18 protein-coding genes and 1 pseudogene are annotated in these 23210 nt (G+C 56.7%); 2 read left to right on the top strand and 17 right to left on the bottom strand.

Annotation, left to right across the window (positions count from 1 at the left end):
- Positions 1-53: 53 nt before the first annotated feature.
- The gene (locus tag CAL20_RS05805; protein WP_094820127.1) at positions 54-2309 is read right to left on the bottom strand and encodes a phosphocholine-specific phospholipase C; all 2256 of its coding nucleotides are present in this window, start codon (positions 2307-2309) and stop codon (positions 54-56) included.
- A gap of 41 nt (positions 2310-2350) precedes the next feature.
- On the bottom strand, positions 2351-2518 hold the full coding sequence (locus tag CAL20_RS25550; protein ID WP_176456453.1) for a hypothetical protein: 168 nt from the start codon (positions 2516-2518) through the stop codon (positions 2351-2353).
- Positions 2519-2825: 307 nt separating this feature from the next.
- Here CAL20_RS25550 and CAL20_RS05800 point away from each other — a divergent pair, with 307 nt between their 5' ends.
- Positions 2826-3608 carry an HAD-IIA family hydrolase gene (locus tag CAL20_RS05800; protein WP_256981345.1) on the top strand — a complete coding sequence of 261 codons (783 nt, stop codon included), beginning with the start codon at positions 2826-2828 and terminating at the stop codon, positions 3606-3608.
- On the opposite strand, the gene CAL20_RS05795 is transcribed toward CAL20_RS05800, so the two are convergent.
- The 15 genes and pseudogenes from CAL20_RS05795 to CAL20_RS05725 all read right to left on the bottom strand — a co-directional run bounded on the left by CAL20_RS05795 (position 3602) and on the right by CAL20_RS05725 (position 22270).
- Positions 3602-4435 carry a MurR/RpiR family transcriptional regulator gene (locus CAL20_RS05795; RefSeq protein WP_094820125.1) on the bottom strand — a complete coding sequence of 278 codons (834 nt, stop codon included), beginning with the start codon at positions 4433-4435 and terminating at the stop codon, positions 3602-3604. The genes CAL20_RS05800 and CAL20_RS05795 overlap by 7 nt on opposite strands.
- 138 nt (positions 4436-4573) lie before the next feature.
- Entirely contained in the window at positions 4574-6787 is a 2214-nt protein-coding gene (locus tag CAL20_RS05790) for a TonB-dependent receptor (RefSeq protein ID WP_176456452.1), read from the bottom strand.
- 218 nt (positions 6788-7005) lie between these two features.
- Positions 7006-8279 (bottom strand): annotated as a pseudogene (locus tag CAL20_RS05785) (MFS transporter).
- Positions 8280-8347: 68 nt separating this feature from the next.
- Positions 8348-9592 carry a Zn-dependent hydrolase gene (locus CAL20_RS05780; protein WP_094837405.1) on the bottom strand — a complete coding sequence of 415 codons (1245 nt, stop codon included), beginning with the start codon at positions 9590-9592 and terminating at the stop codon, positions 8348-8350.
- Between the two features lie 55 nt (positions 9593-9647).
- Positions 9648-10529 (bottom strand): alpha/beta fold hydrolase, encoded by an 882-nt coding sequence (locus tag CAL20_RS05775; RefSeq protein WP_094820121.1) that lies wholly within the window; start codon positions 10527-10529, stop codon positions 9648-9650.
- 11 nt (positions 10530-10540) lie between these two features.
- Positions 10541-11674, bottom strand: coding sequence for a pyridoxal phosphate-dependent aminotransferase (locus CAL20_RS05770; protein ID WP_094837404.1), 1134 nt, complete (start codon positions 11672-11674; stop codon positions 10541-10543).
- 26 nt (positions 11675-11700) lie between these two features.
- Positions 11701-12483, bottom strand: coding sequence for an SDR family oxidoreductase (locus tag CAL20_RS05765; RefSeq protein ID WP_094820119.1), 783 nt, complete (start codon positions 12481-12483; stop codon positions 11701-11703).
- A 357-nt stretch (positions 12484-12840) separates the two neighbouring features.
- A complete protein-coding gene (locus tag CAL20_RS05760) occupies positions 12841-13362 on the bottom strand; it encodes a hypothetical protein (RefSeq protein WP_094820118.1) in 522 nt (173 codons plus the stop codon).
- Between the two features lie 39 nt (positions 13363-13401).
- Positions 13402-13770, bottom strand: coding sequence for a hypothetical protein (locus tag CAL20_RS05755; protein WP_141217653.1), 369 nt, complete (start codon positions 13768-13770; stop codon positions 13402-13404).
- Positions 13771-13787: 17 nt separating this feature from the next.
- On the bottom strand, positions 13788-14831 hold the full coding sequence (locus CAL20_RS05750) for a pentapeptide repeat-containing protein (RefSeq protein WP_094820116.1): 1044 nt from the start codon (positions 14829-14831) through the stop codon (positions 13788-13790).
- Positions 14828-17461, bottom strand: coding sequence for a DUF2169 family type VI secretion system accessory protein (locus CAL20_RS05745; protein ID WP_094837403.1), 2634 nt, complete (start codon positions 17459-17461; stop codon positions 14828-14830). The genes CAL20_RS05750 and CAL20_RS05745 overlap by 4 nt, the downstream gene beginning before the upstream one ends.
- Positions 17458-18522: a hypothetical protein gene (locus tag CAL20_RS05740; protein ID WP_094820114.1), complete on the bottom strand. Its 1065-nt coding sequence runs from the start codon at positions 18520-18522 to the stop codon at positions 17458-17460. The genes CAL20_RS05745 and CAL20_RS05740 overlap by 4 nt, the downstream gene beginning before the upstream one ends.
- Positions 18522-19541 (bottom strand): hypothetical protein, encoded by a 1020-nt coding sequence (locus CAL20_RS05735; RefSeq protein ID WP_094820113.1) that lies wholly within the window; start codon positions 19539-19541, stop codon positions 18522-18524. Before CAL20_RS05735 ends, CAL20_RS05740 begins: the two co-directional genes overlap by 1 nt.
- 11 nt (positions 19542-19552) lie before the next feature.
- The gene (locus CAL20_RS05730) at positions 19553-20326 is read right to left on the bottom strand and encodes a hypothetical protein (protein WP_094820112.1); all 774 of its coding nucleotides are present in this window, start codon (positions 20324-20326) and stop codon (positions 19553-19555) included.
- Between the two features lie 63 nt (positions 20327-20389).
- On the bottom strand, positions 20390-22270 hold the full coding sequence (locus CAL20_RS05725) for a type VI secretion system Vgr family protein (RefSeq protein ID WP_094820111.1): 1881 nt from the start codon (positions 22268-22270) through the stop codon (positions 20390-20392).
- A 379-nt stretch (positions 22271-22649) separates the two neighbouring features.
- Here CAL20_RS05725 and CAL20_RS05720 point away from each other — a divergent pair, with 379 nt between their 5' ends.
- Positions 22650-23198 carry a PIN domain-containing protein gene (locus CAL20_RS05720; protein ID WP_094837402.1) on the top strand — a complete coding sequence of 183 codons (549 nt, stop codon included), beginning with the start codon at positions 22650-22652 and terminating at the stop codon, positions 23196-23198.
- Positions 23199-23210 lie beyond the last annotated feature (12 nt).

Raw genomic sequence — 23210 nt, 5'->3', positions numbered from 1 at the left:
CTACCCGCCGGGCCCGCCCCTGAAACGCGCCCGGCAGTTCGTACGTTCAACGGTCAGAGATGCAGCGCCATAGCGGGATCGCTCACGCTGTGGCTGCCGGTCTCCATGCGACCGGCGAAGCGCCGCTCAAAGCCCTCGGCGGTCACGCTGAAGTCGTACCAATTGCCACTGTCCGCGATGGACCAGTGATGTTCCGCAACCGCGCCTGGTTCAATGGCCAAGGTCCACGGGCCGTCCGTGCGATACGCATTGGCCCGCAGCGAGGCCTGCATCGCGGCGGTGCCATGGTTGCTCACCTTCACGTATAGCGCGCTGCCGGCGGGCTCATAGCACACTTGCACTTCCAGGGCGGCACCTTGCCGCGTATTGCCGGAGAACGTCCGCACGAAACCGTTAGTGCTATAGACCCACAGATCATAATCGCCACCATTCCACGTGTCCGACAGCGACTTGCCTGCCTCGACGGTGTAGCGGCGGGGGATCAGATCCAGGTTGCGTTTGTCATAGACGTGGAACACGGCACCGACCGTGCCGGTATTGCTGAACAGCAGTTCGACGGCTCCATCCTGCCCGACCCTCGCGCTGGTGTGCAGTTCATAAGGCAGCGCCCGTGACAGTCGAGTGCCGGTCTCCTGATACAACGGTTGCGGCACAGCGGGGGCTTGCGTCACCGTAGTCGTAGGCAGCAGCCGCTGTGCCGCATTGATCGCAGGATAGTTGCTCGTGTCTGGCAACTTGGGCATCACCGGGTCGTTCGGACTGACAAAATCAAAGCACGAGGTCAGGTCGCCGCAGACCGCGCGATGCCATGGACTGATGGCGTCTACCGTGATGTCGAAACGCTTTTCCAGAAACCGGCCCACGGAGGTGTGATCGAACACTTCCGAGTTGACCCACCCGCCCTTGCTCCACGGCGACAGCACATACATCGGGACACGCGAGCTCAGCCCCCACGGGCGAATCTTTCCGCTGGTCGTGTCATCGGCCAACAGATAATTGCCCACAGAAGCGTCGAAATACTCCCCTTCCAACGGCACAGTGGATTTGCCCATCAAGGTACCGTTGGCGTCATAGGATGGCACCGCCGGCATAGGCAGATGGTCAAAGAAACCATCATTCTCGTCAAAGGTGACGAAGACGGCGGTCTTGCTCCACACCTCGGGATTGGAGGTCAGCGCATCCAGCACTTCCGCGACGAAATCGGCTGCACCGGCGACGCCTTCCTTGCTGCCGGGGTGCTCGGCCAGATCTTGCGTGGGCAACACCCAGGACACCTCGGGCAGCGTGCCGTTCAACACGTCTTGCTTGAGTTGGGCGAGGAAGTTGACTGCGCCGTCTTCCTTGTCGGGACCACCCGTCAGGCCATGCTCATAGATCGGTGAGCCGGGCTGAGCGCTGCGGAAACTCTGGAATGCCAGGCAGCCATGCATCGCTCCGGTCCAGTTATTGTTCATGTTCTGATAGATGTGCCAGCTCACGCCGGCGCGTTCGAGCAGATCCGGCAACGTGTCCCACTTGAAGGCGCTGTTGGTGTATTTGTAGTTGTAGGCCCCCGTCTCGGGATCGATTTGCCCAGAGCCGTCCGCCTGCTGCGCCCGGCCTGCCACCCAGTTGGACGGATTTGGCCAGCAGCGTGAATTGACGGGTTCGGAGTCCGTGTCCGTGCTGTTGATTCCCTGCTTGAGCAACACGGGATTTGCATTGGTGCCCGACCAGAAAACGATTCGGTTCGGATCCGTGCCAGTGAGGATGGAACAGTGATAGCCGTCGCAAATCGTAAAGGCGTCGGCCAGCGCGAACTGAAACGGAATGTCTTCGCGCATGAAAAAGCCCATCGTCGCCTGATTCTTGAATTGAATCCAACGATCCATCTTTCCTTGATTCCATGCGGCTTGCTGGTCAGGGAAGTTGTGAGGAGTACCCGAACCGATCAGCGCATTGCCCGTCCTGGAGTCGCGATGAAACGGCTGGATCTCCTGGCCGCCGCTGGGATTGGGCTGGAAAAATACCGACTTGCCGTTGGTCAACGGAATCGGAAAGCGATCACCAAAGCCCCGCACGCCACGCATCGTACCGAAGTAGTGGTCGAACGATCGGTTCTCCTGCATCAGGATCACGACGTGCTTGATGTCTTTGATGGTGCCTGTGTCGACGGCGGCAGGAATCGCGAGCGCGCGCTGGATCGAGGCCGGCAGCAATGCCATGGCGGACAGCGCACCGGCAGCCTTGGCCGACGCGCGAAAGAACTGCCTGCGTCCTGGCTGATCAGGGGAAACGCCAGCTGAATGCGGGTTGGAGATCTTGGTCATGGGGTGCTCTTGCGTGGGAGTTGGTCGGTCGGGGCGAGTGTTCAAGGTGCACAGCGCAGCTGTGGCGCAGGCTGCTCGGGCTGTTCGACATCAGGCGGCGACGAGGTGTCATCGTCCGAATCGTCATGGCCGCTGCCGCAGGCGGCGAGCGTCAGGCTCAGAGCGATGGCCGCAACAAGGGCGCGGCCCGGTGCAAAGTACGGGGTCATGAATACTCCTGGTGATGGAACGTTGCGGGACCTGGATGGCAGCAACGCAATGGGGTGCCGTGAGAGCTGTCCTGATTCCGAACCGCAGATTAGGCGTACGACATGACAATCAAATGAAAAAAGTTCAATTAAAAAATTTTTGTTTTGAATTTTATTCAGATAGAATTTCGCGCTTCTGTTGGTTGAGCTGCTTTCGTGCTCTATCGATCTCAACTCGCGCCTGTGCGCGTCATCTGCGTCTATGACTTGCATTGCCAGCCCATCCCTGCCAACCCCGCCAGATTGCCCGCTTGCCGAGCCTTCATGGATGCAGCGCTCGCGCGGCCTGATCCTGGACCTGGACGGCACGCTGATCCGGGGACACGAAGTGATTCCAGGGGCCGCGGACTTACTGTCCCGCTGGTCTGGACGCTATGTGATCGTTTCCAATAACTCTACGGACACAGCCACCAGCCTGGCCCTACGGTTGCAGGCGTTGGGCCTGCCGGTCAAGGCCAACTCTCTCGTTCTGGCCGGCGAACAGGCCCTGCACCATATCGCCCGTCACCACCCGCACAGCAAGCTGATGCTGCGCGGCTCTGAGCGCTTGCAGGCATGCGCAGCAGGACTGGGCCTGACAGTGGTGACACAGGATGCGGACATCGTGCTGCTGGCACGTGATGTCGGTTTCAACTACACCGCGCTGCAGGCCCTGACCCGAGAGCTGACATCTGGCGCCATCCTGATGGTCAGCAACGGCGACCTGACCCACCCGGGCCCCAATGGGTCGGTGATACCCGAGACTGGAGCGCTGCTGCAGGCGCTGTTGGCCTGCGTGCCCGGCACCCGTGCGGACATACTCGGCAAGCCGGCCCCAATGCTGTTCCAAGAAGGACTGCGCCGCCTGAATTTGCAGCCGGCGGATGTCACGGTCATCGGCGACAACGTGCGTACCGACGCACTGGGCGCGGCACGCTTGGGAATTGGCTATCTGCTGGTCGGCAACGCGCCCCATGCCGATGCGCCTGACGTGGCTCGGTTGCTCGGAGCCACATGCCCGCGCAGGCATGTGCTGCCTGAGGGCGTCGTGAGCGGCAACGACTATCAGTAACGCTTGTTCGAAAGCACGTCGAAGGTACTGCGCAAGGTCGAAACCGCCTTGTCATAGTCGGACAAGGCCAGGCAGGCAATCAAGGTGTCAATGATGGCCAATTGAGCCAGACGGCTCGTCATCGCCTCCGTGCGAAACCGGGTCTCGCGCGATATGGTGTGCAGCACCACATCTGCATATTCCTGGATCGGCGATTTCCCGAAATTAGTGATGCACACCGTCCGAGCGCCAGCCTCTTTGGCGAGCCGTGTCGCCAACACCGTCTCGTGCGTGCTGCCCGAATGAGAAATGGTCAGCACCGCCACATCAGGCCCGGTCAGCGACGCGCTGATGGCCTGCACATGCGAGTCGGTGACTGCCGTTGCGTGCAGGCCGATCCGCAACATGCGGTAGTGGGCATCATGGGCGATAACCGCCGAGCTGCCGATGCCATAGATTTCCACGCGACGGGCGCCGCGAATCAGTTCCACGGCCGCAGACAGTGCTTCCACGTCCAGCACCGATTCGGTTTCCTGCAAGGTCTGGATATTGCTGTGGAAAATTTTGCTGACGACCTGGGCGGGCGTATCCTGCGCGGCCAGGTCCTCGTGAATGTATTGCACCGGCTGCACGATCTGCTGAGCCAGTGCGATTTTCAGCTGTTGAAACCCGGTGGCGCCCAGCAGTTTGCAAAAGCCGACCACACTGCCTTCGCTGCACTGCGTGCGCTCGGCGACTTCGCTGACCGACATGTGGACCACGTCCGCAGGATGGCGGATGACGAATTCACCGATGCGCTGCGATGCCGCCCCCATCGATGGCAATAGACTCTGGATACGCGCCAGCATGGCTTGCGGCGAGCTCCTCTGAAATTCTGCGGTGGCGGACGGCGTCTGTGGGGGTCGCTTGGAGGTGGCCATGGGAAATCGATGAGCAGAAAAGATACGACTGCAACGATACCCCAAGCTGCTGTCACCGAAATGACTTTAGAAATCCATCGTGGCCGACAGCAAGACCGTACGGCCAGTACCCAGATACAGGTAGCCCCCGGTGTCCAGATTGCTCGTCGAACTCGAGGTCGCCCAGTACGACTCGTCGAACAGATTCTCGACGTTCAAGCGCAACGTCAAGCCATTGCCAGCGATCTTGGTCCGGTACCGCGCCCCCACGTCTACGCGCGTCGCGGAAGGGATCTTGAGCTCGTTGGCCTGATCGACATATTGCGAGCCGGTGTAGACCACGCGCGCGTTCACGCCAAATCCGGGAGTCATGACATTGTCCCAATCGACGCCCAGAGACGCCTGGACACGGGGCACGCCAATCGCATCATTGCCTTCGTAAACACCGTCGGCCATTTTGTCCAGCTTTCCACGCATCAGGGTCAATCCCCCAAGCACGCGCACATCACGCACGACTTCGCCGAAAGCGTTGAACTCGATACCGCGATTGATCTGCTTGCCGTTCTCTGACAGCGCGCCATTCATGGTTGTCGCGCTGGGCCGCTTGATCTGGAACAGGCTGATCGTCGTCGCAAACGTGCCCCAGTCATACTTGGCGCCGATTTCCATTTGCTTGGTCTTCATCGGCGGCAAGGCCGTGGCGGTCGTCACGGTGGGCGGCAACGCCGACGCGCCCAGGGACAAGCCCTCGATGTAATTGGCGTAGAGCGACAGATTGGATACGGGCTTGACCAACAGTCCCACTACCGGCGTTACCGCGAACTCCTTGTACTTCTCGCCAGAGGGCTCGTGAGTGAAAACATCGTAGTTCTGGTTTTCCACGGATTGCCGTCGTGCGCCAACAGTCAGTTGAACGCTGTCATCCAGAATGGACAGCGTGTCGGCCAACGCGTAGCTGGTAAGCGTAGCCCGCTGGTACGCCCCAGTAGGATTACTGATGCCATCCGTGCTGGGCGTGCTCGCAGACGTGGGCGAATACAGATTGCTCAGGTACACGTCGCTCCAGGGAAACACGAAACCTATGTCCGCACTGTCGTTCAGGCGCGAGAAACTGGCGGCTACCTTGTGTTTGATCGGACCAGTTTCGAATTGGCCGTTCACGCCGAATTCCATGCTGGTGGTGGCGGGCTTCATGATTTGCCAGGCGGGTGAGGAAACAAAATCACCCTGCTCGTTCAGCAATGTGATATTGCCCGCGATGGCGTTCATCTTGTCGTAGCGGCGGCCGATAGCGCCATGCACTGAGAGATTGTCGTTGATGTCATACTCGACCCGCCCCGCCACCATCGTGTCCTCGACAACACTACGGCCATATCCGGGATAATTCAGATCCGTATCCGGTGCAGAGGGGATCGAGGTGAGGCCAGGCGACATCGCAAATTGACGCACCACGTTGTCGATGGTCTGCTTTTGGTTCATCACATCGAACGACGCCCGCAAGCGTTCGCCCCGATAATCCAGGCCTAGCGAGATCAAGTGATCTCGCTCGCTCTGCTTGTCAATCGTCGTACTGCCATCGCTATACATGGCGTTGAGCCGGATACCCCACTCGTTGTTTTCCCCGAAACGCCGTCCCATATCCAGATGGGCTCCAACCTGCGAGTCGGACACGTAGTTGACCGTGACCCGTGTCAGAGGATCGTCATAGGCGCGTTTCGGAACGATATTGATGGCGCCTGCCACGTTGCCGCCCGGCGCCATGCCGCTCAACAACGCGGATGGCCCCTTCAACACCTCTACGCTCTCGGCGATTTCCAGCGGCACGCGCCAGTATGGCGACAAGCCGTACATACCGTTGAAGGCCACGTCCTGACTGTTGAAATTCAGCCCCCGGATCGTGAACTGTTCCTGGATATTGGTGCGCGCAGAACCCAAGCGAACAGAAGGATCATTCTCCACCAGATCGGCAAGCGAGCGCGCCTGTTGTTGCTCGATCAACTCTGACGTATAGCTGATCTGATTGAACGGCGTGTCCATGAAACTGGTGCTGCCGAGCAGCCCGAGATCACTGCCGGCATTGACTTGCCCGCCCGCAAAAGGCGTGTTCGCCGGGTCGGTGTCGATCGCGCCCGTCACGGTCACCGCAGGCAAGGTGGCAGCGTCAGTCGCGGTTTGCTGAGCGTAGGCCTGCGCCGAAAGCGCCATGAGGACAAACGCCGAATGCATGGCGATAGCAAGCGTGCAGAAACCCCTGGACTGACCAACATCTCGTCCATGCGCGTGATGGAAAAATGAATGCATGACGTTCTTATGCTTCCCGATACGAGAACAAAGACAGGCTGATTCAGCCAACGCCGGCATTTTATTGAATAAAAATAAGAATTGTTATTATTTTTTCATAAAAATTCATTACGCAAGCGGTTCGGGAGATCCCGGAAAGGCTTTTAGCCTACGCATAGCCTGGTCGGATAGGGATTTACCCGTAGACAAAATCCCTTCCTTTTTTGCGGGTGCCTAGCTCAACGATTCACGAGCTTTGCCGGAATCATCAGCACCAACAGCGCGCCGACCAACAACACTGCCGCAGAGATATACATTGCGATCGTCGAACTCTGGGTCAAATCGCGCAGCCATCCGATGAAATAAGGGCTGACAAATCCAGCCAAGCCTGCAAACGCATTGATCGCCGCTACTCCTGCGGCAGCAGCACTGCCCACCAGGAATGCGGAAGGTAAAGCCCAGAATAATGGCCCCGGTGTAATAACCCCGGCCGCGGCCAGCGACAGCCCGATCAACGCCATGGGAACGTGATTGCCAGACATCGCAACGATGAGATACCCGACCGCCCCCATGAGCATGGGAATGATGACATGCCATCGACGCTCACCCGTACGATCAGAGCTGCGTCCGAAACTCAACATCGCGACGATCGCCACGATATAAGGCACGGCCGACAGCAAGCCGATATTCAACACCCCGGTAACGCCCGAAGCCTTGATCAGCGTGGGCATCCAGAATGTCAACCCATACTGCCCCATGATGACGCAGAAATAGATCAGCGACAGCAGCAGCATGCGCGGATCTTTGAAGATATGCGCGACAGACGACAGCACCTGTCCATGGAGATTGCTGGGCACCTCCAGATCCTTGGCAATATGGGCCTTTTCTGCTGTGCTCAACCACTTCGCTTTCTCGGGACTGCTATCGAGCACAAACAGCGTCGCCACCCCTAGCACGATAGATGGCAACGCTTCGAGAAAGAACATCCACTGCCATCCCGAATACCCATGAGTCTGGTGGAATGCCGAGATGATCCAACCGGAAATCGGCCCACCCAATATGCCCGCCACGGGAATCGCCACCATGAACAGCGCAATGATTTGTGAACGTCGTTTCGGCGGATACCAAGACATCAAGTAGTAAATCACGCCGGGATAGAACCCCGCTTCGGCAGCACCAAGCAGAAACCGTAGAACGTAGTATTGCGTCGGCGTCGAGACCCACACAAAGGCCGCAGAAATCAGCCCCCAGGTGAGCATGATCCGCGCGATCCAGACTCGCGCACCGACTTTACGCAGAATCAGATTGCTAGGCACCTCGAACACGAAATAGCCGAAAAGAATATGCCCGCCCCTAGCCCATAAACGGTTTCGCTGAAGCCTAGCTCATCCAGCATCTGAAGCTTTGCAAACCCGACATTCACTCTATCAATGTACGCCGCCACGTAGCAAAACATCAGAAACGGAATCAGGCGCCAAGTGATCTTGCGATACAAGCGCTTTTCCATATCCATCGGTAACGTAGCAGGTGACGAAAGCACAGCGTTATTCACGGTTTCCCCTCGCTTTATCAATTGTTGGACTACGAACCCGCCAAACTCACCAGCACCTCAGTCAACACTCTCGCCCCATCGGCCGCGTCTGCCGCGGTAATCGATTCGGCCTCGTTATGGGTAATGCCCTCGCGACAAGGGATGAAAAGCATCGCCGATGGGCAGATCGGATGCAGATATCTCGCGTCGTGCCCGGCCGCCGACAAGATCTCCATCCGGGAAATACCCAGCGTATCGGCCGCATCGCGGATGCGTTGCCGCATTGCCTGCGGAAACTCCAGCGACATGGCGCTGGAGAGCTCCTCGACGCGGACCTTGCAGGGTGCAGCATGGGCGTCGCAAATACCTGCGATGGCATCGCCCAGCGCAGTGAGCACCGCCGAGTCCGGATGACGCAGATCGATAGAAAAGCGCACGCTGCTGGGCACCACCGAGGGCGCATTCGGCGTCACGTTGATCCGGCCTATCGTGAATTTCACGATGTCTTGCTCGTCATGCATGCGCGCGGTCAGCGCCTGAATCATGCGCACTGCCGCCAGCAGCGCATCCTTGCGCTCGCTGCGCAACGACGTTCCCGCATGAGAGGCTTCGCCATCGATACTTACGACAAACGTGCGTTTGCCCTGAATCCCACTGACTACACCGATGGTTTTTTTCAGTCGTTCCAGCAAAGGGCCCTGCTCGATGTGCGCCTCTACATAGGCGAAGACCGGTCCTCCAAAATCTCGCGGCGGAATATCGGCCAAGGCTTGTTTGGCATTGCTCAGTGCCTGGCCCACGGAAATGCCCTGTTGATCTCGGACGGTCTCGATGTCGGCGAGGCTGCGCACGCCCGCAAACACCGCTGCACCCATCATCCCGGGCGCAAAGCGCGACCCTTCTTCGTTCATCCAGGCCACCACATCGATCGGTCGCTGCGGCTGAATACCCGACTCGACGATCGACTGACACGCCTCTAACGCCGCCAACACACCGTATGCGCCATCGTATTTTCCGCCCGTAGGTTGGCTATCCAGATGCGAGCCGGAAATGACAGGCGTCGCCAGCGCATCCCTGCCAGCCAAGCGCAGAAAAATATTTCCCGCCTCGTCACGCGACGGCTGCAGGCCGAAGGATTTTCCCCATTCGATCAGTTGGCGACATGCGGCGATGTCCTCCAGCGACAAGGCTTGGCGGTTGACGCCACCTGCCGCAGTAGCGCCAATGCGTGCCAGCGATTCGTGGCGATCCCACAAACGCTGCTGCGACACGTAGGAAGATGCCCGCTTGCTCATCCGTGACCGCTCCGATGTGAAATGGGGATACGTTGTTTTCTGAAAAACCGCGACGTCACGACGTTTTCATAATCTGCGACGGCATCGCGCGGGGATCACGAGGCAGCCAGCGGTTCTGCGACACCGTGGCCAGAAACTCGGCGACCAGCTGATTGAACAGCGCAGGCTCTTCGATATTCAACGTGTGGCCGGCTTTGGGCAGCACTGCCAAACCCGATGCAGGGATAGTCTTTTTGAGGAAAATGCCAGGTTGCAGGCAATGATCGTCTTCGTCTCCGACTACGATCAATGTGGGGACCGGCATGGCTTTCAGCTCATCCTCCAGATCATATAAAGAAGGCCTGCGCGCCTGGACGCCGCGCATCGTCATTGCGGATCCGGTCGCTGAATGTTGCGACAACTGTTCGGCAAACTCCGCCCAGCCACGTGGATCCTTGAGCAAATAGGCAATACGCGATGCCGCCATCGCGTAGGTTTTGGAAAACTCCTTCGATCCTTGTTTTTCGAACTGAGCGGCGACCTCGAGCGACACATTACGGAAGTATTCCTCGTGCTCCTTTTCCGCGCCGTAACCCGCACCGGCCACGACCAGCGACAGCGCGCGCTCGGGTGCGATCAAGCCCAGATGAACCGTGGCAAAACCTCCCATCGACAATCCCACCACGTGAGCTTTAGGGATCTGCAACGCATCGAGCACATCGACAATATCCAACGCCGCACGACGTTGCGAATACTGCTCCAGATTCTCTGGCACATCGGACGGCGGATAGCCCCTGGCGTTGAACGCAATGCAGCGATGACGCCGTGAAAAATAGCGCATTTGCGGTTCCCAGCTACGCATATCGCCGCCGAACTCGTGAACGAAAATAATCGGCTCGCCCTCGCCCGCCTCTTCGTAATAGAGCTGGATATTGTCGGAAGTCGTGATAGTCGGCATGTGCGCTCCGCTCAGAACAGGTTTTCAGGGACATCGATGGTGCGCGCCAAGGCCACCATCTCGGGCAACAACTCACAAAAGCGATCTGCCCAGGCCTCTGGCACCGTCAAGCTCACCTTGACGAAACGATGGCCAAAGCGCTTGGTGTGATAGGAGCCCTGGCGAATCATGACGCCGCGCGTCTGATACGCGGCGACCAATGCTTCGGGTTTGATGCCCGCGTCTATCGTTTCGATTACCAGCAGGTTCGCGTGCGACGGATAAACCGGCACCGCAAAACCCGGGATCGCCAATGCCGCACGGGCGACGACCTCCTGATTGCGGCGCTGACGCCGCCATATCTCGGGAAACCACTGCGCCTTGGTCCTCAACCCGGCAATGGCTGCACGCTGTGAAAGCACATTGCTGCCGAGATTGTTGGGCGGGGCCGATGCGAAACGCTCCACCAGATCCTCATGAGCCAACACGGCGCCCAGGCGCATTCCCGCCAAGCCCAACCATTTGGAAAAACTGTAGATCTGGATAGACTTTTCTGGATAGAAGCGGAACGCGGGCGTGAAGTGCTCGGCGAAACTGCTGTATGTCGCGTCGTGAATCAAGTACGCCCCGACCGACCGTGCAATCTCGGTAAAGGCCTTGATTTCGTCCTCGGTGTGGCAGGTACCCAGCGGATTATTCGGATCAACCAGATAGATGACCCGGGTCTTTTCTGTGACGGCTGCGCGCAGTTGCCCGACTGTCAGTTTGTAGTGCTGTTCGGCGTTGTAGATGGGCAGCTCGATCACATTCGCGCCGGCCTTTTTAGCGAAATGGATCGGCCACGCCCAGCTGGGATCCGTGGTGACGAAATCCGTGCCGGGCTCGCAGATATTGCTGCAGACGTTGTAGAGCGCTTCGACGGCGCCGTCGGTCACCAGCACTGAGGCGTCGGGGATGCCCATGTCTTCGCGGATGAGCTGACGCAGTTCCTCGAAACCGGCAGGCGGCGCGTAGGCGTGGTATTCACCGCTGTCGAGGGCCTGAATCACGGCATCGCGCACGGAATCGTGCGGCGGATAGTGGTTGGTGTTCTGGCCCAACCACATCAATCCAGGGGTGTTGCACAGCTTGTCAAAATATTGATTGCGGACTTGGAAGTTTTTCATGGTGTTCTACAAAGGATGAGCAGTCGTCACACCACGGCGCGGCGCGAAGCAATGCCGCCATCGACCGTGAACACCGTTCCCGACGTGTAGCCGGAACGGAAAGAGGCCAGGAACAGGAATAGATCCGTGATCTCGTGCACTTTGGCGGGCCGGCCTAGCGGATAGCGTTCCAGCAGTTCCTCATACCGGTCTGCGTCGCCGAGCCGGTTTTCCGCGAATTTCTTGAGCATGTTGTAGATGCGGCTCGTATCCACCGGACCGGGGTTCACGCCGACGACGCGGATGTTGTCGTCCAGGCTGACGCCGCCCAGGGCGCGCGTGAGCGCCATCAGCGATGCATTACCGGCTGCGCCCTCGATGTAGTTCGGGTCGCAGACCTCGCCGCCGTTGCCGATATTGTTGAGAATGACGCCCCCCCCGCGCTGTTTCATCCGGGGATAAACGAGACGGATCATGTCGGCGTAGCCAAAGCCTTTCAGCGCCCAGCCGTCGCGCCATTTCTTGCCGTCGATGTCGAATAGCGTGCCGCTGGGGATCACGCCGGCGTTGTTGATCAAGACATCGACGTCGCCCGCCTCGGCCACGATTTGCTCGCACGCGCCCTCGACAGTCATGTCGACGGCGGTCACGGTGACTTTGACCTGCTGGCGCTCCTGGATCTCTCGGCGCAATTCATCCAGCTTGTCGGCCGAACGCGCCGTCAGGTGCAAGTCGCAACCTTCCGCAGCAAATGCGTGGGCCAGGCCTTCCCCTATGCCCTGCGAAGCCCCTGTAATGAGAATTTTCTTCCCTGTCAGCTGCAAATCCATATTCCCTGAATCCTCTTGTGAGCACGTAACGGCGATTTATGTATACATGATATGGATTAAATGCATACACAAACAGCTAGGGTTAGTACTTAAAGGCAGACATAGCACTTCCAAACTGGTGCTCATTCAGGAAAATTCGATGTATACAAGAAGTGCGCCCACCCTGAAACGGGGCGGGCAATCAACGGCTGTGCAGGTCAAGCCGCGTCTATGCGATGGGGTGTAAAGCGCGATGAGCACGCACCAGGAGCGTTGGAGGACGTCAAGACCTGCGGTTGGCAAGCGAAGCCCTCCCTACTGTCGTCGGAACGAAATAGGTACCCAGCCTGATAAATAATTAGATCGCGCCGAAGCTCGTCATCGAAGCCTACGCCAGGCAAACTGTGAACCAGCGTGCAGACGCGGATACGCCTGCTCATGATCGATGATCGCCAATCTCAAATCGGGCGCATATTTGATAGGTACAGTTGCACCCTGCTTCAGCCAAGCCGTCGCACCCTTCATGAAGAGTTGTTCTATATGAGCTTGGCGCTCGCCGGTCAAACCCGGCAGCGGAGCCATTTGGACAATAACTTGATACCAGTCTGCCCACACTCTGTCGCCGACCTCTTGCTTGCCGCTATGCTCGACGGCAACCACCCGGCCGGTTGTACGTACTCCGTGTTTAACAACCCGTTCAGCCAAAAAATCAACCACTAAGGCACGAGCTTGGAACAACAAAATACCGAGAAAAAAGGCCCCCATTGCCCACTTCAAAACCGATTCATTACCAAAAAAACCGGTGACTAGTACCATCAGCGCAAAGTAACCGATGAAAAAAGCTACTGCGCCGATCAATAGCACATAGCCAAAGACTGTCGCCAGACGATAGAGGGCCATCGTAAATATCCGTGCGCCACCGTCAGAGAACGATCGGCATCAAGCAGCAAGAACCAGCACTTTTTTCTGGTCCATCTTCAGATACATGCCTAATGTATTCCAGAAATTCTGAAGCGCCAGGCACAGCCAGCGAATCACGAATCCACCGCATGCAATCACCGTGAATGAAAACAACGCAATAGTGGCGCCTAACATAAACAGCGTCCCGGTCGCCACCCCCAGAACCCCCGAAGGCAAGTCTATCGTCAATGGCGCCACCGAAAAAATGTTGTGTGCCGGTTTCTTCTGAATAAAGATGTTGGTGGTCGGCAATTTCATGCAGCTAAGCATGTCATTCTTCGAAACGCCGGTAAGATAAGGTCCCAGCCCGATACTGCGGCCACTACCCATACATCCCCAAAAAGGCATAGTTTTCTCCTGAAGGATCAAGCACTCCACAGTTCGGCTTCGAACAACTCGTCATCACGCTCTACGGCGCCGAGACGTCGTTTGATATCGTCCGAATCGACCAATGCCCTATGAAACCGGGTATTGTTCATCAAGACGCCATCAAAGCCGCACGATTTCAAACCGGAATACGAAAAATCGGCATACTGCATGTCGCTGTCGCGAAACTGGCAATGTTCAAAAGACGTTCTGTTGAACACACTCATGCCGAGATCTGCGCCATCAAAATCCGCTCGCTGAACCAACGCGCCATTCCATATGCTCTGGTTCATCGTGGCGCCAATAAAGACCACGTTCTCCATGGTGGCGTTAATAAACAGGCTATTGCGCAGATCTGCCTGAGCAAAGCTCGCATCCGTGATTTCGGCATCACTGAAGTTGCACATCACTAATCGGCAATCTGCCAGATTCACGTTCGTCAGTATCGCTTCGTTCAATTGCGTGCCAGACAGGTCTTGACCAGAGAGATTCTGGCCTGCCAAATTGCAGCCCGACATCCCCATGTCCTTCATCACCGCCCGGGTGAAAACAGTGCTGCGTAAATCAAGCTCATGAAACAGGCATTTGGATAGATCCGTGCCCGTAAAATCTGTCTCGGTCAGACACGAATCAAGCACATCGGCATCACGTAGGATCAAATCGCGCAGAACGGCCTGCGTTGCATCACAGTGAGAGAATGCCACTTTTTCGAGTTCGCAATGGCGAACAGTAGCATTTTGCAAGCCACAGTCGTCGAACTGCGTCTCAGACAAATTACATCCGTCGAACATCGAGCTTTTCATCGTGCACGATGAAAACAGGCTATGTGCCAGATCGGACCCGTGAAACAGTGTTCCTGAGAACAAACAATCAATAAACACGCACTCGTGCATGATGCAATTCAGAAACCGGGTACCCGAAAAATCGACTTGATCGAATACCATGCCTGTCAACGCATCCCCTTGGAATACTTCATTGCGAACATCGAGGTTCGCCATTTTTTCCAACGTATGGGCGTGTGCAAGAATGTGCGCTTTGCTCATACCGCTCCCCCCCCAAGGCGTGCGTGCTGCCCCTGGCGATAGGGAGCCAAGCGCGTACGTCGCACATAGGGATTCTCAATCCTGGTAGACGCATCCAGCAGCGTCTCAGACATGTCAGCACGGAACAGATTGCAGCCCGAGAGATTGGCCCCCACAAAGGTCGCTTTCTGGAAATTTCCCTGCATCAGGTTGCTGCCCGACAGATCAGCCATATCGAAGCACGTCCGTACAAACACAGACTGCGGTGTCTGAATTTTCCGCATATCGCATCCATAGAGATTGGCCTGCGAAAAATCGCATTGGTCCAACGTCGCTCCCTGAAAGCTCACGCGTGAAAAATCCACGGCGCGGAATGTAGTTTGCTGAAAATGATTCCCTCCCAGTCTGCATTCGCTGAACTTGATATCAGTCATGAAGGCACATTTGCTCATCAGCGAACCCTGCATATGCCAACGATGAAAGGTACTCTCAAGCATAACGCAACCGTTTATCACGCTCGCCTCGATACGTAGATCATCAATACTCGATTGCTCGAAGCTGATCTTGTCGAAATGCGTATCAGCGATATCAACGTTGGAAAAAAGCGCGTGCTCAAACGAAACGTCGCTCAGCTCCATATCACGCATCACGCAATCCCTGAACTCGCTGCGTTGCATACGGAATCGCGTCATTTTTCCAGACTCGAAAGTGCAGTGATCGAACCGCACCGGCAGCTCACAGATTACCTTGTCCAGCGTCGCACTGCCAAACGAGGTATTTGTAAAAACGGCGTCGCTAATATTGGCCCGCGTAAAGACCGCGCCATCCAGACGGCAATCAGTAAAGGAGCCTCTTGCCAGTACGGTTTCTTCAAACTTGGCGCCAGTCAGATCGGTATTCGTGAAGTCGACTTTCTCCAACCAGGTACGCGAAAAATCTGCTCCTGACAGATTCATACCCGACAGATCTGCTCCCGTTAAATCCATGTCGGACAGATTCTTGCTCAGCCGGTACTTTTTCTCTACCTGTTCACGAATTTGCTGTGCGCGATGCGGCCCCACACGAGCCACCCCTTGCTGATAATGTACTGAATAGAGATAGATCTGCTTCAGGGCTCGCTTGCTATGGTCATAAACTTCGCGGGGCGTACTGCCAGCGGCCTCTTTGCCTGAAAATGCCTTGCGCAGCGATTGGCGCGAATCCGATGAACGGACGGTCTGAAATACCGCGTCCAAATCGGGCGGGCCGACCTGGGGCAGAGTGATCCCGCCATCTTTGGGTGACGTGGCCTCAGCAATGGCACTCAGCAACGCAGCATCCTCTTTGGAGCCGCTGCTTTCCACGCTGCGATGCATCTCCTCAAATGCCTTTTGTCTTTCTTTTTGGTGACTCGCCATGATCTCGTCATGTGAGACCTGATACTGCTCCGCCATCTCGGTCAGATCTGCCAGCGTCACCGGCTTGACCGGCCCGATGAACCCTCCGGATGGGTAGGCTCCCGTGTCTCGGCGCAAACGATCGGTCAATTTCGACACCAGCGCCTGCTTCCCCAGCGGGACGTCTTCCAACCACGGAGCCAGAATATCTGCAGGCATCAAGTCAGCGTCGCGTAGCGTATCGAGCGCCGCGGTGTCGAAATTCGTACGCCGCGCATAAATATGCCGATAGTGATCCATGGAGCGTTCCTGAGCTTGATGCTCCATGGCCGCCATGATGGCTTGCACATCCATCGCATCATCATCGGCGATAGGAATCTGCCCATGAAAAATCAGTACATAGCTGGTCCGATTCGGCAAAAACCAAACGGTCGTGGGCCTCAACGGTACCTCGTCCAGATCATCGGCGTCCTGACGTTTGATGAAACAACGGGCCCGAACGTCCAGCAGACGACCCGACCAGCAATGCAATTCTGGATGCATATTCCAGAACTCGAAGTCCTCGTCCATGAACAGCGCATCGCGATCCTGCCAGACCTGGTCATCGGGCGCAGCATTGAAAGCTGACAATTGCAGATCGTCAAAAAAGCCCGCGCCAATGGTATTCACCCATTTTTCATCGCACGAACCGAATTTCTCTAACCGCTGCGGCCAGTCAACCCGAATCTGTCCGAAGTTATAGGGTTCGACGCGCTGGCCGCGCGTGTGAATACGCTCAACGGGAGACTCCAGGTTGGGTAGACGAATTGCCTCAATGCCATTCACCTCAACCGCATCAAGCCCCGTGCCCAAAGGGTTTTCGGGAAACGTACTGCCGCCGAATGAATTGCTCCAGGTCAAAGGCATGGCCTCAAACGGCTGAGGCTCGGTGATCCGGTCTCCCATCCAGTAACGATTACCGAAGACCAGACCATCCTTGCGCTTGTCGCCGACACGCACACTGACAACGCATCGCGTCTTGTCCTCCTGATGCACCGTATAGGCGCTGCCGCTCACCATGTACTCTGGATGAGGTTTCGGCATGACAAAATCCAGCACCTCATCCGCATCCAGTTCAGGCAACACATCATTGACTAAGGTATGCTCCGCCTGAATGCGGGCCCCTTCGCTTCCGTGGTGTACCAGAGCAGCAACCGCCACGGACAAGCCCACCTGGCCCCGCCACCGATACGGGCGGGGCATCACAGTCAGTCGCACCGGCTTGATAATTTTCATGGGCCAGAGTTCCCGCTACGAGAAATCTTGCTCTTGAGCTTGGAGGAGAGGCTGCCAAGCATCGGAGGAATGCTGCTGAATTTTGGATTTCCTCCCAGGAATGTCAGGGTGCTCTTCAACTTTATTTTGATCAAACCTTTATCGGCCATCCGGTGCGCACTCGACATAGTCTTGTCCACGCCCTCTACTGTCATCCCGGCATAATAGAAGTCTTTCTTTGCCTTGGTGACTTTGATAACACCGGGGGAAATAATGTCTTTATAGACAGAGCCGGTCGCAACCGAGGCTCCCACCGACATGCCGGTGAACGTCCATGGATCCGGCGAAGTCATGTAATAGCCGGCCAAATATGTATTCAGCGCATAGGTACGACGGCTGACATCGCGCTGCGCGTGTGCATGGTAATAGTGACAATCCACCGTCAAGTCGACAGCCGTATTCTGAATAAAAGCCGCGCCGATGATCCAGTCTGTCTTGTTTTTGACTTCATGCCGTTCGTTGCTGAGGTTCGTTTCTATCACTATCCCCTGCACCATCGCCTTGAAATAGCCAAAGACTTCCAAGCCTGACGCGAATTCCGGATTGCTTGCTACGGCACTAGCAACCGCAGCGGTGGCCGCAGATTCCGCAGCCATTTCAGGGCTAGCGCCTTGTTTAAGAGCCTCTTTGGCTTTGCTTTCCGCCAGAGTTTTACTCCCACCGGCTTTCTCTGCCTCGATGCCAGCAGCTTCGACGGCCAGCTTCTCCCGATCACTAAGGCTCAAATCACCGCCGGCACGGACTGCTTGACGAGCATTGTTGCCCGCCACGCGAGGGTCAGCGATGGCTGTACCCACCAGACTTTCGGTCAGCGGCTTCAACTCGATATTCGGGTTATTCGTCGTGACCTGACGGGCGGTCTCATTCAATGCTGACGCCGTGACCGGATCCACGTGATACTGCTTCAAGATCGGCCCGATTTGTTCTTCGAAATTAGCCAGGGTCAATCCATCCAGGTCCCGCACTGCCTGGACAGCGTTCGCAGCATCAGATCCGGGTAGAACGTTGAATGGCAAGTTCATTAATTGAACCACTTTGTGATGGTACGCTGGATAGCCTGTTTGGCCTGCTCAACGGTGAGGACTGATGTTTCTCGATGGTCCCTGTCCTCTTCGATAGCTCGGTTGTACATGACCATGTCATTGTCTATGCCTGCCAAGTACAAGCGCTTCTTCGTTCCGTTTAGGCTGTACAGCGTAAATGGTCGCCACTGCATCCCGAGCTTGCCTACTCCGCCATAAAAACTAAAGGCAGACGTCATGAGTGCTTTGTACGTGCCAGGATAATTGCCAACGCCCAGGCCGATATGAAATCGTCCATTCAAAAACTCATTCGTCGATGATGTTTGTATCGTGTCGCACACGATATCGAAGTTATATGCCGACATGTCGTATTTGACGCTCTTCATATGAGAGTGGATAGCACTACCCGAGACATTGAGGGTCTCCGTATTATTGAAGACATACTTGACATCGCCATGCACCAACATAACCAGATAGCCGAAGATCGATAGAGAGTCCGCTACAGGTCCGCCTGCAGCCAATGCAGGAGCGGCAGCAGCAGCGGCAGCCACCTCAGGACTCGCGCCTTGGTCGATATAGTCGTTGATACGCGTTTTCAGGTCGGCATGCGACTGGGTATCCGTGATGCCCGCGCTACGCAGAGCGCCTGATGCCTCGTCGTAAGCCAAGGCTTTTTGTTCGTCCTTGGTCAGGCTGTTCAGTCCACCGCGCTCGGCCACACCACGCTGCACATTCTCGCGAATACGATCACTGATCGTATTGGGATCCGATACCGCTTTAGCAACGATATGCTCGGCGATACCTTGAGTATTGGCGGGATCACGCTCCGCCATGACAGTGACTGTACGCGCCGATGCCGCAGCCGTTACTGGATCACCGCCATACTCGACAATGACGTCTTTGACATACTGCTCCAGCACCGGCAACTGCAAGCCAGCGCCTTGGTCCGCAACATATTGACCCACCTTGGCGACCGCCTTGGCCGCATCCGAACCGGGAAGCACTGTCGGAGGAGACATAAATCCGCCTACTAGATAATAAAGAGCATCGTGAAGGCTGTAGCAATGAGATTCGCTGCCCTGTCCGACTTGGAAGTAGCGCTCTTGAGCGCGACAAATTTTTTGCCATTTCGAGAATCACCGTAATGGCTCATAGCGGCGGCCGTACCCAGCCGGATTGCCCCCAGGCTCATATTGAATACTGAGAAGTCCCCGGCAATGCCAGTTACAGAGTTGTTCGATGTGGCCGTCAGCAAGCCTGAGAGCGAGCCCACACTGATATTGGTGGCATAGCGGTATGACTCCTTGCTGGCTTCTACCGTATTCTTCTCTATCCAGGCATTGATATTGATTTTCGATGCTTTCAAACGCACGTCGGTTGCGTCGATCTTTACCGGCCCCTCGTGGTGGTATACGGTCTCGCCCAAGGTGTTCTTGATATAGGAGTCTTTGAAAGTCAGGACAACCTCATCATGAACCGTCGCGGTCAGCTTCTGTTTGAATTCGAGCCCCGCTGCTATCAACGTGCCGCCTGCCGCTGCATTGACACTTGCCGCAAGTGCTTGTTCGGCAACCGGTGGAGTAACCGGAGCCGCCATGGAACTCGTCCCCAGCCAGGGAATGCCGTTACTGCTTGCGAACGTGCTGATCAGATTCTCGGCTGCTTTGCTCTCCTGCGGCGACAACGGCGCACCGTGGTTCGAAGCGAGATCGGACACCTCCTGAAGCGTCGGCGTTCTCGGCGCCTCGGCCCCCTGGCTAATGCGCAACTCATCGGTAAGCTTTTCCAGATCCGATTTACTCATACGAGCCACCTGTAGAGTTAAATGGAGAAACCGGGTATCCCGATTGCCATGAGCACGGCTTCGTCAACCGACATTGCCGTGGATGACCAATTTGAAATCGCCAAAATGGGTCGAACCATAATTGCCTGTCAGGCTGTGCGTCACGTCGCCTTCTTCCGTCACGGATTGCGCACCGACCTGCTTGGTTGTCAGCACTCCTTCTGTAGAGGCGCCCACGTCGCCCGTCGTCTTGGTAATGACCGGCCCTTCGATAGTGCGGTTATAGGCTTTCATGTTGACCGTCGTCTGCGCTTTGTGCGTCAGATCGGTCGTGCCTTTGATCAATACCCCCAATGAGCCAGCCGTGATGCTGTAGTGTCCGCACACGTCTACGGTGTAATTACATCCGACGGTGTGATTGTGATCGTTCACCACTTCATGACAATGATCCTTCTGCGCCCGCTGATGCACCAACTCCGCCCCCAGCGTGTCATCGAAGATCATCTTGTTGCACATCGTCGGATCGCCATAGACCGACTGGCTGCGGAATCCGCTTTGGTTCGCATTTCCGGGCAATTCCACCGGCGGCATGTTATTGGCGTTATAAACGCGCCCCAAGACAATCGGCCGATCGGGGCAGCCGCCGATGAAATCAACAACCACTTCGTCATTTACCCGCGGCAGTTGCAGGCCGCCAAATCCACCACCGGCCCATGGGCTAGATACCCGTACCCAGCACGAACTGCTTTCGTTTTTCTGACCGTAGCGATCCCAGTGGAACTGGATTTTGATCCGGCCGTATTTGTCGGTCCAGATTTCCTTGCCCGCCGGTCCGACCACGCGCGCCGTCTGCGGGCCGTGCGTGCGCGGAATCGGGGTCGTGCGCGGCGCGCGATATTGCACGTTCGAGGGCAGTGCCGAGAATGACTCCTCGTAGAACTCCTCGGTGCCGCTGCCACTGGAGTAGCCGCCTACGCTCATCCGGTAGTTCACCATCACCACCAGATATTCGCGGTTTTCCGCTTTGCGTGGGTGATTGCGCAAGGTAAACAAATGCCCCGGCGCCAGGCCTCGAGCGTTGCTCAACCCCAGGTTTTGTTCCTGAATACTTTGCAATTCCTCCAGACGAATACGAGCGTATTGCTCGCCATGCTGAGCCTCTTGGAAACCGCCCTGCCATTCGAACATTTCGAGGTTGCCCGGCTCTGAGCCGCCCTTGCGCTTGGACATCGCGTCCAGGCTCGCCCCCGGCTTTGTAAAGTCGTAGTCCACCGTGGCATAGCCATCGGGTGTCACCTGGGCCGAGACTTCCCACATCGAGATGCACTCTTCCTGGGGCGTCGCGACCCGGTCAGGGCCGTAATACGGAATCGTCTCGTAGCCAGGCACGGGGCTATGCGAGGCAATATCGTCAGTCATGACCAGGGTGTGCTGGTCTTTATCATGCTTGAAGTAGTAGTAAATCCCTTCGTGCTCCATCAGCCGGCTGATGAAGGCAAAATCCGTTTCCTGATATTGAACGCAGTATTCCCACGAGCGATAGCTGCCCGTGAGTTTCATTTCGAACGGATATCCGTATTCCCCGAGCACTTCTTTGATGATATCGGGGACGTTTTTCTGCTGGAAAATCTTGTTATCCGAGGTCTGCGTCAGATACCACAGCCACGGTTTCACCGTGGCTTTATATATGTAATTACGCGAGACGCTGTTTTCGCGCCCGACCATGACGCAACGCACCACGTGCCCGCCGAGATAACGCTTCGCGGATGAGGTCGCTAATTCCAGGGTCAAGGGCTTGCCCAGCAGTTGTTTCAAATCCAGGTTGAAATTGTCCGCCAGCAGCTCGACTTCGAACTCGAACAGTTGCGACAACCCCTCGTATCCTGCCATTTGCCGGAATGTCAGGCCGTTGACTGCCGTGTGGGCAATGATGGGGCGAGACTGAAGGACGCTAGGAATATCCACAAACTTTCTCCAGAGACTATCTCCGGCCGTTGCCGCAGGCACACGACTGAACATCCACGGCGTTCATGCCAATGTCATGTAAACCACGCAAAATGGCCCGTTATAGACTAATCATCGCAAGCTACTGGAAGAAAAATAGGGACTCAAGGCGGTTTTCCCTAATAGATGCAACGAATCTATAACTATCTGAAACGCCAGCAGATTCTGCCCAATAGGATGCCTGGCCTCGCGGCTACCTCTTGTTACCACAAAGCCTGAGGGGGTTCCTGTTACAGTGACGGCCGTCACTTATTTTTCGAGGCGCTGCCTGGCGCCGGCTGCCGTGCCTGTCCTTCCCTCTGCTTCGTCCCCCTTTGTCGTGCTGGATGCCTGTGTCCTGATGTCCGGCATCATGCGCCGCCTGATGCTGAGTCTGGCGGCCCATGGCGTCTATCAGCCTGTATGGAGCGAACGCATCGGCGAGGAATGGCGCCGGAATGCTGCTCGGCTCTGGGATATCCCCCTGGATGTGCTGGAGACGCAATGGGCGGAAATGAACGAACGGTTCCCGCAAGCAAGCCAAGGCGATCTGCAGGCATACGAAGCCGGGTTACGTTACAGCGATCCCAAGGATTTTCATGTCATCGCGGCGGGGCTCGCCCAGCGAGCCCGCTGCGGTTTGCAGCAACCGCCCCAGGTATTGGTGACCACCTGGAATCTGAAAGACTTTCGCCGTTCCGAGCTGCGGCGCCAGGGGATGGATGTATTTAACCCAGATAAATTGCTGTCTCAATGGTGGCAAGACGATGCGGACCGGCTGCGTGCATCAATCCGGGCGATACCGGCAGACTATATTGCGCTGGGGCGGGATCCAGAACCGCTGGACGCAACGCTGCATCGCGAGCGGCTATACCGGCTGAAGGCATTGGTCGCGCGCGACGGGCTGTGACGCGCGGCTCAG

The sequence above is a fragment of the Bordetella genomosp. 4 genome (genome assembly GCF_002261185.1).
GTDB lineage: Bacteria > Pseudomonadota > Gammaproteobacteria > Burkholderiales > Burkholderiaceae_B > Bordetella_A.
This window is presented reverse-complemented; position numbering and strand designations above follow the sequence as displayed.